This is a genomic window from Ruminococcus albus 7 = DSM 20455, assembly GCF_000179635.2.
Classification (GTDB): Bacteria; Bacillota; Clostridia; order Oscillospirales; family Ruminococcaceae; genus Hominimerdicola; species Hominimerdicola alba.
The window spans coordinates 193,493-208,113 of the sequence record NC_014825.1; the positions used below are offsets into that span (position 1 = coordinate 193,493).

The 14,621-nt window shown below is 46.6% G+C and carries 10 protein-coding genes; 1 reads left to right on the top strand and 9 read right to left on the bottom strand.

Translation table 11 applies throughout. The features are described 5' to 3' along the window. Positions 1 to 89: 89 nt before the first annotated feature. Entirely contained in the window at positions 90 to 2,312 is a 2,223-nt protein-coding gene (locus RUMAL_RS19660) for a Helicase associated domain protein (protein WP_013483832.1), read from the bottom strand. Positions 2,313 to 2,571: 259 nt separating this feature from the next. Here RUMAL_RS19660 and RUMAL_RS19665 point away from each other — a divergent pair, with 259 nt between their 5' ends. Further along, the gene (locus RUMAL_RS19665; RefSeq protein ID WP_013483833.1) at positions 2,572 to 3,651 is read left to right on the top strand and encodes a tyrosine-type recombinase/integrase; all 1,080 of its coding nucleotides are present in this window, start codon (positions 2,572 to 2,574) and stop codon (positions 3,649 to 3,651) included. A gap of 137 nt (positions 3,652 to 3,788) precedes the next feature. Here RUMAL_RS19665 and RUMAL_RS19670 read toward each other — a convergent pair whose 3' ends face one another. From RUMAL_RS19670 to RUMAL_RS19705, 8 genes are all read right to left on the bottom strand, one after another. Next, positions 3,789 to 4,253: a hypothetical protein gene (locus tag RUMAL_RS19670; protein ID WP_013483834.1), complete on the bottom strand. Its 465-nt coding sequence runs from the start codon at positions 4,251 to 4,253 to the stop codon at positions 3,789 to 3,791. Positions 4,254 to 4,443: 190 nt separating this feature from the next. Then, positions 4,444 to 5,529, bottom strand: a complete 1,086-nt coding sequence (locus RUMAL_RS19675) for a tyrosine-type recombinase/integrase (RefSeq protein WP_013483835.1) — start codon at positions 5,527 to 5,529, stop codon at positions 4,444 to 4,446. Between the two features lie 219 nt (positions 5,530 to 5,748). Beyond that, on the bottom strand, positions 5,749 to 10,023 hold the full coding sequence (locus tag RUMAL_RS21090; RefSeq protein ID WP_013483836.1) for a YodL domain-containing protein: 4,275 nt from the start codon (positions 10,021 to 10,023) through the stop codon (positions 5,749 to 5,751). Between the two features lie 13 nt (positions 10,024 to 10,036). Then, the gene (locus tag RUMAL_RS19685; RefSeq protein WP_013483837.1) at positions 10,037 to 10,510 is read right to left on the bottom strand and encodes a hypothetical protein; all 474 of its coding nucleotides are present in this window, start codon (positions 10,508 to 10,510) and stop codon (positions 10,037 to 10,039) included. A gap of 46 nt (positions 10,511 to 10,556) precedes the next feature. Beyond that, entirely contained in the window at positions 10,557 to 11,672 is a 1,116-nt protein-coding gene (locus RUMAL_RS19690) for a DUF3848 domain-containing protein (protein ID WP_013483838.1), read from the bottom strand. Beyond that, entirely contained in the window at positions 11,669 to 12,736 is a 1,068-nt protein-coding gene (locus RUMAL_RS19695) for a DUF3848 domain-containing protein (protein WP_013483839.1), read from the bottom strand. Before RUMAL_RS19695 ends, RUMAL_RS19690 begins: the two co-directional genes overlap by 4 nt. A gap of 23 nt (positions 12,737 to 12,759) precedes the next feature. Further along, positions 12,760 to 13,893 carry a DUF3848 domain-containing protein gene (locus tag RUMAL_RS19700; protein ID WP_013483840.1) on the bottom strand — a complete coding sequence of 378 codons (1,134 nt, stop codon included), beginning with the start codon at positions 13,891 to 13,893 and terminating at the stop codon, positions 12,760 to 12,762. Between the two features lie 3 nt (positions 13,894 to 13,896). Next, positions 13,897 to 14,619 carry a hypothetical protein gene (locus RUMAL_RS19705; RefSeq protein ID WP_013483841.1) on the bottom strand — a complete coding sequence of 241 codons (723 nt, stop codon included), beginning with the start codon at positions 14,617 to 14,619 and terminating at the stop codon, positions 13,897 to 13,899. Positions 14,620 to 14,621 lie beyond the last annotated feature (2 nt).

A 14,621-nucleotide genomic window follows, 5' to 3' on the forward strand; every position in this document is an offset into this window, starting at 1 on the left:
TCCCAAACTAATAAAATTTGTCAAAAGCCCCAAAAAAGCACTGTATAATCAACTTTTCAGACACCATTGACGAATACCTGATGTTAGCTTTAAAGATCTTTGCAAATATTCATCAGCAGTTCAGCCAACTCATCTGTCAGCTTACCCTGCCGTTTCTTCTGCATCTGAGTACACCGCCACTTAACAAGGTCAAGGTCATTATAGCGATCCTTACTCGCTGGGTGTCTGCCGAACTTTTGCAGGTACTCCATGTAACTGTCGTAGTATTTCATAAAGACTTCGTTTTTGCGTCTCTGACGCAGATTTTCAAGCGGTATGCCAGCCTCTTTAAACCGCTCGACGCGGTGCGCCTGCATATTTCCGGCTAAATACAAAACGACCTGACTTTTATACCATTTTCCCAGCTTGTATCCATCAACAACCTCATTGATGCCCGGCAGGCTGCCAAACTCTTTGAAATAGCTTCTAAGCCTATTGAAAGCGTTCAACCACTCTTCTTCATGTTTGTCCCAGGTAAAACCAATCGAATCAAGCATCGCAATACGTTCTTCCGACAGCTGCCCGCGATACCTTGCGGTACGCTGAGAGTTCGCCCAAACGTATAGAACCTTTAATTCCGGGTCTAACTTTACATCGGCATAATTCGGGAAACGTCCATGCTGCTTCACGAATTCGCCGAGCCTATCACAGTTATCCTGCCAATACTCTGCCATACCCTTAGTGATCTCGCAGCCCAGCGCAATAAGCTTTTGGACTTTGTCTTCCTCAAGCGTACCATTGCGGTACTTGTTTTTTTGCGTTGTGACCCATCTGTACAGACTTGTCTTGTCCGAACCGAACTCCGATTTTTTCGGGAAATGCCCGAGCGATTCAGTGATTGATTTCAGTTCTTCAAAATACATCTGCCAGCTTGCCTCATTGACATTCCACGGAAAACAGATACAGTTGAGCTTGTCAACACGATTCTTTGACAGCTTGCCCTGATTGTTCAGAGTTCGCTGCTGATTAGCCCATTTGCCGATCAGAACTCCCTCATAAGAGATATTTCCGTCCGGGAAAGCATGATACTTCTCGGCGTACTCTTTGAGCAGCTCGAAGTTGAAATCCCAACTGTTGGCGAAAGTGTCATTCAACTCATTGAGTATCTCTCTGATGTCACGAACGTAGTCATACAACTCAAATTCGATCTCATCATCGTAATCGCCCTCACCTCGGGCTATTTCCATGAAACCGGCGTACTGCTGTGCCGTATCGCCTGTTTCGTAGTTGTTTACAATATCGAAGATCAGAGGTTTTTTCTTTGAGTCGGAGCAAGCCAGCGCCCGCCCGAGCTGCTGATAGAAAACGTTTGCAGACTGCGTGGCGCGGAGCATGATGACCCCGTCCACGTCGTCGAAGTGAACGCCCTCGTTCAGCATATCAATGCAAAACAGCAGCTTTAATACATTACTGTCCTTATCACTCCTGAACTCCTCGAATTGTTTGTTCGACGCGCTGTTCTGAGCGTAGACCGTGTATTTATGAATATCGCGGTTGACTTTCGTGAACCACGAGTCGCATTCGCTGACCATTCTATGAAGCTGTTCCACGCTCGGACAGAAGACAATGAACTTGCCCGCCTTGTTGCGGATATGCTTCTCGAATATTTTGTCAATGCCGACATCAAGTTCGGCAATCATCGACTTTGCTTTTCTAATCTTACCCAGCAAGGCACTTTTCAGTCTCGGATTGCCCGACTGCTCGGCTTTCATTTCAAGCTGTTCTATGTCACCCCTGAAAGAATACCATGAGGTAACATATATCGGCAGTGGAAGTATCTTTCTGCGAATTGCCTCAGCCAAACTCATGTTCACGGCATAGACACCGTTAAACAGTTCGTCCGCCATGTTCCGTCCGCTGTCGAGATAGCGTATCGGAGTTGCCGACGTTCCGAACACCTTAGCACTCGGGTTGCCGTCAAGCAATCTCTGTACACCCTGCCCCCACTCATCAGCACCGCAGCGGTGAAACTCGTCCAGTACGATGTAGTTGTACTCAGAGAACGCTTCGGTCTGCGACAGCTTGGTATATGTGAGAAAATCGGTGTTATCAAGTGAAATCCTGTTCTCGTCAGCAAGCGACTTCATCTGCTCAAATATGTAAGTCGATGGAGAGCAGACCGCAAAACGCTTATCGGCATTATCCTCGATGAGCTGCATGATGAGGTAGCTTTTGCCCGTTCCCGTAGGCTGCACCGCAGCGACCCTCTGCTCCGTCTGAAAAAGGCCCACCATGTTTGCATAAGTTTCACTATTGTGTTTATGCAAAAACATAGTCCTCACCTTCTCAGATATTTAGAAATAATTGGAATTATTTTTCTCAAATCAACTTATTTCAAGAAAAGTTCAATAACAAATGTTATTGAATAGTGGAAACGCTTGGAACTAACGATTTTCAGCCACTTTCATACTTTATGATTATAGCATTTATTTGTTTCATTGTCAAGAAGAAAGCGATTAATTCGTGAATATGATAGAATTTACATAAGTTTCACGCCATAATTTGATAATATTTGATTTTGGAGGAGTCAAAATGAGTACAGGAACCACGTACTTACGAAAGGACGGACGTTGGGAAACAAGGGTTTCCCTTGGAGTTGTTGACGGCAAACGTCAGACAAAGTCATTCTACGGGCGCACAAAAGAGGAAGCCGAGGGCAAGATGATGGCTGAGGTCATGAACGGTATGAGCTTTCAGATAACGGGACTTACCGTCAAGGCGCTATGTATGGAATGGCTGTCGGTCAACAGCCACAGGGTCAAGGTATCCACGCAGGCTAATTATATGACAAAATTTGAAAAGCACATTCTACCGTACTTTGGCGATAAAATGTGCTATGAGATCACTTCAAAAACAGTCTATGGGTTCATACAGGCGAAACTCGATGAGGGGCTTTCTGCTGGATATGTTTCCAACATTCTGGTGCTGCTGAAAACTGTTTTCAAGTACGCGCAGAAGGAGTACCACATTCTCAATCCCTTTGACAACGTCATCATGCCCAAAAGTACAAAGTCCGAAACTCGTCTGCTGACGAAGAAGGAGCAGAAAAAGCTAAAGGAATACCTGAAAAGCAACGTCAATACAGCAACCCTCGGCATTTCACTTGCTATTTCTATGGGGCTGCGCATTGGTGAGATTTGCGGTCTAACTTGGCAGGATATTGACTTTAAGTGCCGCACTCTGACCGTCAGGCGGACAGTACAGCGTATTCGGGTGAAAGGCGAAGCAAAAAAGACAAAGATCGTCATTCTGCCGCCTAAAAGTAAAAGTTCCTTCCGCGAGATACCCATTCCCACGAGTGTGTTTGCTATGCTCAAAAACCTGCGGAGCACGCCCGAACACTACATATTGAGCGACAGCACCGAGCCAAAAGAACCGCGAATGATGTACTATGACTACGTCGAGATTCTGAAAGAACTCGGTCTTCCGTCCGTTAAATTCCATAGCCTTCGTCACGCCGCTGCGAGCAACGCTATCGAAGCCGGATTCGATGTTAAGACGCTTTCCGAGGTATTAGGACACTCGCGGATAGAAATGACAATGAATCTTTATGTGCATTCCAACATGGACAGGAAGCGCAAGCTGATGGACAAGCTGGATATAGATACCTAACGTCAATTATTCGTCAAAAAACCGTCGGGGATAGCTCCATAAAATGGCGCTATCCCGCGATATTTCGACGTATTGCCGCAAATTAAGTTGTTTTGTTACAAACCGAGATAGCACTTCCCTGCGCTATTTCGGTATTTTCATTTTTTAAGCAGATTTATTATCCGTTTTCCACATTTTTCAGCATACTTCATCGCCTTAGCCGCTCCGCCGCCTTTTTCAACAGCACAGATCACAAGGTCACTGCGGTCAACCATGCTTTTGTTTCTCTCATAGATAGCCGCCTTCGGATGCGCTGCCGCAGCTTCGGAACAGATCTCGACTTCATCATAATAGGCTTCGTAGCTTTCACGATTATCACGGTATTCCGCCCGTTCATACGGCAGCACAAGTATCAGCGACGCATTTCCGCAAGCGTAGTCATCGATCGCCTTTCGTACAGTTGAAGCCGCCAGCTGATCGAAATCGCCGTCCCTGCCTACAAGAAATTCGACGTACTCTTTTGATTTTATCAATTCCCGCAGAATTGTGAGCAGTCTTTTCTCCAGCGCAAACATATTCGGCAGTTTCCTATGCCCGAAAAACGTCACCGTGTAAATATTCATACCGCACCGCCTCAGAATCCGCTTAGGAAATCCGACGAAATTTTTACCGTCAACTTGCTTTTTGAAAGTCGATAAAGTATAATAAATACGTGGGGTTTATGACTTTTCGCAAAGTCTGTGATTTCAGGGCGAAACTGTTCAGAAGCCCGATTTTACAGGCTATTTATATTTTCCTTGACGGCAAATTACGTTAAGCTCCCATCGTCATGAGGTCCATGCAGGACTTCTTGTGGCTCATTGACGAATGCACATATCGGTCAAGAGTAATCTGGGACGACGAGTGTCCGAGTATCTCAGAGAGCGTCTTAACGTCAAATCCGATCTCAATCGCTTCTGAAGCCATTTTATGGCGGAGACTATGGTAGGTGAAGCTGCCGAGCCCGAGCCTGTTAAGTATGCTCTTAAATCGGTATTGCAGCGTTCTCGGCTCAATAGGCGTACCCGTTCCCGTCAGCACATAGCTGTCGGGCTTTCTTTTTAACTCCGTAAGCATCGGCACAAGGCACTCGGGAATGGGTATCTCACGCTTGGATGACTGGCTTTTAGGCTCTGTTATGATGATTTTTGTCTTGCTTTTGCCGTCATAATTCTGTATGCGCTGTATAGTGTGTCTGACGTAAAGCACACGCTTTTCTATGTCAATATCCTGCCAGCTGAGAGCACAAACCTCGCCTATTCTCATGCCCGTAAAAAGCGACAGCGCCACGGCGAGAGTCGTTTCGTTATGGTTCGTATTTATGTAGTACACGAGCTTTCTCTTTTCCTCGGCAGTCATAATATTTATCTCGGGCTTCGCTTTCTTGGGCATCACCACGCCCTCGATCACGTTTGTAATGTTGTACTCGTTCGCTGCATAGCGGTACATCGCCTTCATCACTGTAATTATATCGCCCACATACCTTGCTGAAAGCCCCTGACTCAGCTTTTTCTGGATAAATTCGGAGATCATCCTTGTCTTGATCGAAGCGCATACTTTAGCCCCAAATTCGGGCAGTATATGGCGTTCTATTTTCATGCGGTAGTTGGAAGCGGTGGAATCCTTTATCCTGTTTTTCATAACAAAAAGCCATTCCCACGCAAGCTCTCTGACGGTCATTACCGTTATGCTCTCACCGCTTGTGTTCCTGCCGCCTGTTTCCTCCATCATCTTGTATTCCGCTTCTTCCTGCGTTTTACCGTAGAAGGAGCGGTATTTTTTATGTCCGTCTTTATCTTCAACACGAATGCGGCACTCCCAGCGCCCGTCCTTTCTTTTGTACGTTGTTCCCTTATTCATATATTCCTCCGTTTAATTCTTACTTTTTACATTTTTTTCATTGACAAACACCGCAAAATCGTGTATAATAGTAGTGTTGAGATAGTGCTATGATGGCATTTCTCAAAATCACAGACTTTGCGAAACCCTTACAGCAAAAAAAGACTTTTGCGCTGTATAGGGCTTTTTTTATAAAAATTTTTCCGGGGACGATGACGGCACCGCCCCGGATTTTTACCGTCAGCGTTTTGGCTTCTTCGCTACCGGCTTTTTCTGTTCCTCCTGTTCCTGCTTGTGCTCACGTTCGGGAGCCTTGAAGGATCTGAGTTCCTTGAAACCAAAAGTATCCACATAGTAAGCCTTTCCCTTTGCGACAACAACATCTGATACAGACAAGCTGTGTCCTTTGAAGTCCGCAGGGTGGTCAACATTGAATTTTGTATAGACGGCTTCAAGCTGCCTGCCTATGGTATCCCCCGTCTTTTCAAAAGGAGAATAGTCGCCCTCATACACCTTGTCATAGGTCGAAATGTCGGGCTTCTTCCCCTGTTCCGCAAGCCGTTCCAGGCTGATGAAGCGCATATCGCGGGTATCATCACCGCCTTTGAGCTGATAGATCTCGAATGTAGGCTTGTCCTGTGAGGGAATAGGCTGTGTAGGCGAAGCGATAGCAGCTTTCAGCGCGTCATTACAAGCGAAGTAGTCGCCATAGCACAATACGCCGGTCTGATTGTAGTTTCCATCGTTATTATCGAGGGTGTACTTCACAAGCATATGCGTAGTATCGGGCTTATCGTCGCACTTTTCTATGCGGTACTGATTTGGTGCAAGCCCCTGTGACGGATCATACATACGGGCTGATATTTCGTCGATAGTCTGCGGGTGCATAAGCTCAACGTGAGCCTCGCCCTTACGCTTTTCATACACTTCCATAAGTGCTTCTTTTGCATCGGGTACTGACGATATGCCGTCCTTTACGACAGTTACAATACCGTCAGCAGCAATGCCCACAACAGCATACTTGCCGTTGTTGTTCTGACGTACCCCGTAATACTCGGTCGGAAAATCGGCTGTCCCAGCGGTGTCTATCCTATGCTCATACGCCGCCTTGAAACGCTCAAATTCCTCCTTGTTTTCGGGGGCGTATGTTTTCTCTGAGAGCATATCATAGACCTCGGGTGTCATATCGCCTGTCCCTGGCATACCGTTTGCATCAATGTAATGTGCGTTTATCTTAGTGACCTTTTTGTAGAAGTCGGCAGCGGGCAGACCGCTTTCTTTCTGCTCACGATCGTATGCGTCATTGTCCAGCCAGCCAATGCCCTCAACAAAATATTCATCGGCAGAAGTATTGTAATACTTGGTTTCGGGGATACCCCTGAAATCGTCCGAGATAGACACCTTTTCCACCGCAAGCAGGTACTTGTCCTTGAAAAAGTCAGGAAGCTCCTTCTTTTCTTCAACAACAGCGTGTTCTCTCTGTAAATGGAATTTCTTGTCGATCAATTCCTCAAAAAGATGGTTCATGATGACGGGGTGTGTTTCCGTGAGATATTTCAGCCTTGTTTTGTCGCTGTCAAACATATACTGCCGCGCCATATCCTTGACCTCATTTGTAAAACGTCCGTCCTGCATTTTTAGCTGTATCGTCGCAGCGACCGTATACATAGCACGTTCGATACCAAACTTGTCCGTGAGGGTCTGAACGAACCCCGACAGGTTTCTGTTCTCATACGCGGAGTGGATATTCTGCTCAATGTAGTCACGGCAAGCCTGCGAAGCCTTTATGCTTGCTTGCAGATCTGAGATCCGCCCATTCATTTTCGCATCCATGTAGGACTCCACCACGACAGGAACGGACTTGTAATCAAAAACAGCATTTGACCGCGGCGGCATATCCGAGAGCGTATCAAAAAGCGCATCGGGAATAGTGCCGCCCTGTCTTGGGATATTATCGAAATCTCCCGTGAATGGACGAGCGTTTCCGAAGCCGCCTCTGTCAGCATAAGCCGGTGCGCCGTATGCCGGCTGATTGTTCTGCTGATAATTATTCTGGTTATTGGTGCGGCTGTTCTGAGAATACATCTGCTTTACCTCAGCGACCGCCGCTTCATAGCGAGGAATATCAGCCTTGTTTATGGTTATCGTGGTCGTATATCCTTTACGCAAACCGCTGAACCTAACGCCGTACTCATTCAACTTCTGTGCGATATTATCGGCGTGACGATTTTTCAGCTTCGGATAATACTGTAAATCGGTTTTCTGTCCCAACTGGTCATAGGGTGTGTTGCCGATGACATTCGGATTGCTCTGCTGCGGCTGTGCCGGCTGATTATTGTAGCCATTCTGCTGAAACGCCCCCTGCTGTCTGCCGCTCGTCATATTACCGAGCCTTTGCAGCAGCACATTAGCTTCACCGGATACCTGTGCATCACCTACAGTGCTTACGACCTTACTCAGAAAAGTATTTATGCTCTGAACATCGCCATTGGCGATATTATTCGCAACACTTTGTATACCGCGCTCACGGTCGCCTGCAACATTGCGGTATCCGTTTGTGTTGTAGTTATACATAAATGCTTCGATGTCACGCGCAAGCATATCGGGACTGTCATTATTCTGCTGATAACCGCCGCCCTGCCTGCTGTTGTTACGCTGATCGTACATCTGCTTGACCTTATCGACCGCCGCTTCGTAGCGAGGAATATCCGCTGAATTTATGGTAATCGTAGTAGTGCCGCCCTTTATCACGCCGCTGTATCTGATACCGTCCGCATCGAGCTGGCGAGCGATATTCTGAGCGTGTTTATTGTTCAGCCCCTTGTAATACTGGAGCTGTCCCCTGCCGCCAAGCTGATCGTAAGGCGTGTTGCCGATAATGTTACTGTTCCTCTGCTGATAGCCGCCCTGCTGCGGAAAATTTCTCTGATTGTAGCTATCATAAAACTGCTGATTTCTCACGTTTCCTAAACCTCCCTTGTCGAAATCAAGTTCCGCCGAATACTGATACTCGCTTAATGCTATGTTTGCCGTGTCGGGAGCATTACGCACCTCGTCTATGCTTGTCGCCTGTTTTCCTTCGATGAAAACATCAAGACCCCTGCCCCACATTTCAATAGCTTCCGCTTTCGATACGGGGTACAAATCGGGGTTATCCTCGGCAGCAACAATGCGCTTCGGCTCTTTTTCAATACCGTACAGACCGGAGAAGTTTTCAATCTCCTCACGGCTTTCAGCCATGCCCTCTGTACCGTCTGGATACAAAAGATAGACTGCTTCACCCCTATCATAAGCGGCGAGGGCCTCCTCAGTTGTATCAATAGGGTTCATATACTGAAAGTCGTAGCCGTAGCTATTGCGCTGATTTATCGTGTTGGCGGTATCATCGATAGTTTTGAACACCGATCCGATATCCGTTTCATTTTCAGCCAGCTCCATGATTTTTGCGGTGTCGCTGTCCTCAAAAACAACTCCGTTCTGCTGAACTATATCGAGATACATTTCCGCCTTCTGAACATTTGATAATTCGGTATCGTCCATAATTTCGTTGACCGTCAGATCACGCTTTTTGTATTTCAGAAGTTCCGAGTCAATAGCCGTGAAAAGTGTCTGCGATGTTTTCTGAATTTCATCAAGAAACTTGTTCAGTTGGTCAAGCTGTTTTCCCTCCGACCATGAAGCAATATACGGGAAAGAATAGTCCGAAGTGTTAACCCCCAGCTTCTCGCAGACGATAAATGCAATTGATTCCGCCTGCACCTCTTTTTCATTTCGTGGTGATTTGGTCGTAACGATCTTTTTATCGGGATCGTGCAGCAGACAGTGAGCAGATTCGTGAACGACAGTCTTTAGCACCTGCTCGCCGCTCATACCTGTCTTTATTATAATACTTTTTGCCGAGGGACTGTAGTATCCTTTTGCGCCTCCGGTTATGGTGCGATACTCAGGTGCAATCCCCGTTGCTTTCTTTATCCCCTTGAAAATAACGTTCAGCTTTTCTTCGTCTATCTCGCCCACAAGCTCCTGAACAGGGTCAGGGATTGGCTTTCCGTCCGTCTGCGAAAGGTCGAAAACATACTGTTTCTTGAACCGCATTTCAACAATGTTCTTTTCCACCGTTTCCATCTGTTCGGTGCCGTCATCGTTATACAGTTTATTTCCCCACTCGTCCTCCGCCTGACGTTCTATCTCTACAAACTGATTAGTTTTATGGGGAACGGGCGACATTATGATAATGCCGCTTTCTCCTTTGTTGACAGAGCGACCAAGTTTCTTCCACAGCCCGAACGAACCCACAAGAGTCGCGTCCGGGCGCTGTAAATTGATAAGCATCGTATTTCTCGCAGAGTAGTCAGTGAACTTCGACACGAATTTCAGATACTCCTTGTACTTCTCCGATGAAAATACTGCGTGCACACCGTTATCAATACGCTTGAATATATCCTGCATTTCCTGTTGCAGCCTTCGCTGATACTCGGCACGTTCCTCGGGGGTAAAACTCTTTTTCCAAGCCATTCTTTACTCCCCCTTAAAGCTCGTCATATTCCGATAAATAACTATAATCGGAAATGGTTATGCCCTTGCCTTCGATCATGCTTTTCAGCTCATCGGGGGTAATCACCTTATGCGGCTGATCTCCGATAGTTATGACTTCCTCATCAACCGCCGCCATGCGTTCGTTATAGCGTTCTCTATACTCAGCCCGCCACTGCTGCCGCAGTTCCAGTGCCGCATTGAAAACCTCATAAACGTATCTGCTCGCAAGATCGGCAACGGTGCATTTGCCCGAAACAAAGTCATTGTCAATTTTATCGAGCAAAATTGTATCATCATGTTTCTTTTGATACATCATGAGCTTGACAACCACTCTGCCACTGATGTAAAATGTAAGTACGGCGGTATATCCGTGAACAAATACCTTAACCTCGGTGCTCTGATTTTTCACGCTGACAGCGTACTCTTTGAAGCCGCACATAAGGGCTTCATTCTGCACCAGCGTCATCACGCTTTTCTGAAAATCACGGTATAGATCTATTTTCTTGATATTATCATCTCCCTCTGTGTTTTGCAGGCTTTGGTATTCCGGGCTTGTCTGCGATGACCTTGCTTTCGGAAAGCTCCTGCTTCTGTTTCTGTTCCATCATCTGCTTTACCGCCTGCGCCGTTCTAAGCCTGTATGCCGTGTCCTCAATAGCAGTATCTATCTCGGCAACTCCGTGAAGCTGGGTCATCGTGTCCCACTCCTGGTAAATTTCATCAAGAACGTTATCCGTATCAAGCAAAACTTGCAAATCATCGGGGCTTAATGAAGTCATATTAGTGTTGCAAAAATCAACAATATAGTCCTTGTTGTAGATCTCATACGCCGACTTGATTATCCTATCCGGGTCGCCCTGCTTCAGTTCAGCTATATATTTTTCATACTCCCCCGCCACCTTATCCGCAAGTTTTGACATTCCTTTATTTACCTGAAAATCGGAATACTTCTGGTCGAGGATATACGGTGTGAGCTTTTCTATGTTTTCACCCATACTGCTTTTCAGGTATTCGCTGAACTGTAACCAGTCGGGCTGCTCGATTATCTTGAATATTGCCGCCGCCAGCCGATGATCGTCAAATCTCATGCGGTCGCCCTCGGCAAGTGCAGCATCAATATCTTTGAAGGTGGATAAATGCTCTCCCGAATATTCAGAGGTCAGCGTCATACCAAGTGCCGCCATTTCACGGGCAAGTCCGGGGTCAAGAAATAACCCCTTATCGCCAGCGTAATATGCTCCCGATTTTACAAACTCCGCAAGCTCACGGTAGGTCTTTTGAGTATCATTTTCCGCTACAAAAAGATTTACCGCAGTTCTTCTCGGAAGCTCTCTGTCAATGGATTCGAGAAAGGCACCGAGGTCACGCTCATTGCGGTTGGAATTGACCGAGCTGTGCGCTATCTGCATCACATCAAAATTATCTATCAGCCTTGTGTCGCAGGCGTGTATCAGCTCATCAACTGTTCTGGGGCTGTACCGTGTGCTCGCAAAAACAACGGCGGTCGGGGCATAGGAAGAAATAAAGTCGAGCGTTCTGTCGGAATAATTCATCTCTAAGACTTTTGCGAACATATACGGATCAAGCAGGTTGGAAAGCTGTTTCAGATTGTCATCTCTGCTGTTCATCTTGCTCCCCCTTTCTTTTTCGGCAGCTGCGGTTTATCCGCAAGTATATCTTCGTTTTTGGATTTTGACCTTTTCTGCTGTTCCAGAATACTGTCTGCCGCATACTCCATAGCTTTCGGAATATCGTCATAGGTTTTGAGATACTCGCGTTTCAGCCAAGCGGAATATATCTCATCAAGAGGGTTCTCGGCTGACATCAGCGCACCATACTGCTCCTCGGTAATATCCGCAGGCTCGGATTCAATATATGACTGAATGTTGGTTTTTACAGTGATCTCGTAACTGCACTTTATGGCTTCATCGACACCCTGCTCACGAATACCGTGGATAAAGGCTTCAAAGTTTCTGTCAACCTTACGGCTGAGTTCAATGTTCAGCTCCTCCACACGGTACTCCTGATAAGCTTCCACCAGTCCGTCAACGGTCATGTGTTCAATGTCCTCCATATCTTCCGCTATGTAATTACGAAAATCTTCCCAATCGGGATTGCTCCGCATTTCGTTTATCTTCACAGCAAGTGCCGACCTTGAAAAAGTGATGCTGTCACCATCCGCAATGGTCTGCTCGATGTCTTTTACAAGATAAAAATCGTTGCTCTTGTCGTATGCGAAAAGCTCTATGCCCAGCTTGTTGATCTCACGGGCTACATCGGGATCGAGAGCAACAAAAGTGTTGTCGCCAACCTGATACGCACCCGATTTCACCATCGAATATATCTCATTATAGCTCCAGTCCTCGAACTTCGCCGCTACCAAAATGCGTGAAGCGGTCTGTGTGTCCAGCCCTGCGGCAATAGAAGAAAAATAGTCGTTAAAATACTTCTCACTGCCGCCGGAAACCAAGCTGTAATTTGTGATATGGAGAAGATCGCCCATAGTTATTATATTGCTGTCAAAAGCCTTGACAAGACGCTCCACACCCTCATTACTAAGTTTTGTATGCGCCAGCCTGTCGGCAAGCTCGCGGCTGTTGTTCGCCATGACCTCTAACACATAGTCGGGAAAATGATGACTAACGATCTTTGCGTATTCCGCATTATCGACCATGTTGCACAGCTTCTCCATGCTTTCTGCTCGTGTAATATTGCTCACCTCCTGAATTTCTTTCCCGGCTTGAAATGCGGCTTGTCCTGCAAATCATCAGCCATAGTTTTCTTTGCAAGCTCCGCCGCCAGCTTCCGTTCACGTTCCCGGGCAGCTATCAGCTTATCGGCGGTGTTTTCAATAATGACCTCAATATCCGTATCGGCAAAATCATCGTCGCTGCGCCACTGCTCATAGATAGCGTTCAGAGCGTTATTACTTGACATGAGTGCATCCGTTTTCTGTTCGGGTATCAGCTGCGGAACTTCCGTCATAAACATTTTTATCTGTTCCTTGATGACGATCTCATACGCCGAACCTATGATCTGTTCGGGCGGTCGTTTCTTGATATCTTCCATGAAAGCAGTATGCTCAGCCGCTACCTTGTCCACCAGCTTGTCAGCATAACGCTCCATAGAAAAATATCGGTACTGCGCTCTGAGTTCATCGCCAGTAAGTTGTGTCCTGTCTATGCCCAGATGCTTCTGAAACCACGCTTTGAAATCGTGCCAATCGGGGTACGCCATCATTTCATTGACAGCGACCGCCAGCTTCGGAAACTTGACAAGTTTTATTCTGTCTCCCTTTTTGACTGCTTCATCAAAATCCGATTTTTGTGTGAGATCGTAGTATGTGCCTTCTTTTCGCATAGCGGTCAAAGGCACACCGAGGTCACGAAGCTCGGCTGCCACTCCCGTATTCAGACCAATGCTTGCGAACTGCGTCGGATAATATGCGCCGCTTTTTATAAGTGCCATAAGACCGTGATAGGTGTCAGGCTCATAGGAAGTTGCGGTGAGAATCCGTGCGGCGGTGGTATGATTTATCTCCTTCGCCCTGAGCGAGCGGATAAAATCATCAATATATTCCTCACACCCGAAATCATAGCAAGAGTATTCCATAATGTGCAGAAGATCCTTCCAGTCGAACAGCTTATCGTCATAAGCGATTATCAGCTTTTCGATGCTCTCAACGTCAAATTTTGATTCTGCAAAACGCTCGACATAACCCCTATCAAATTCAGCCATGACCGCAATTGCTTGGTCGGAATAATCACAAGCGATTATCCTCGCCATCTGTTCCTTTGACAGCACCTCCGCAAGACTTGCAAGGTTATCATCACGATTTGTTTGTATCATACGTCACCTCTTTTTCGAGCGCACGGGCGCAGCCTTGTATTCGGAATAATATTTCTCCATATCATCGGCAGAAATATCTTCTGTTTCTCTTGAAAGCAGATACTTGTAAAAGCTGTCCCAGTCGTCTTTACTCATGTACTCACAGATAGTCTGCACCAACTTAGTGCTGCCGCCCCGGATACAATCGCCGTACTTGATACTGTCCTCGACATTTATTACTCCGCTCGGGATATGCCCCTTTCGGCTCGCCCTCAGCGGTACTTTCAGTTTGAAAAGCACTCTTGCGACCTCATAAGACAGCGACAGCGTTCCGTATTTCGTCGGGAAATATGCACCCGACTTCACCTTGCCTACAAGGGTATCGTAGTCCTCCTGCTCATAGTTATCCGCAACAAAAATATTAGTCGCTGTCTTACGGCTCATGCCGCCGCCCTTTATGCACTCGATATATTTCTTCACATCGACCTCGTTGCCGTTGCGAAAGGTGGAATACCTCATGACGTGCAGCAGGTCGGCACCGTCGATTATCTTTTCGGAATACGCTTTTGTAAGGGTATCCACCGTTTCCGCAGAATACATTGTATCGGTGAACACCTTTGCTTTCTTTTTATCCGCCGCCGCTATGACCGAAAGGGTATTATCATCATACCCTTTCGCGATCACAGCAGCGAGAGCCTGACCGCCGAGATTGGCGGCTATCTGCTCAATCGCTTCATCTCTTGTCATTT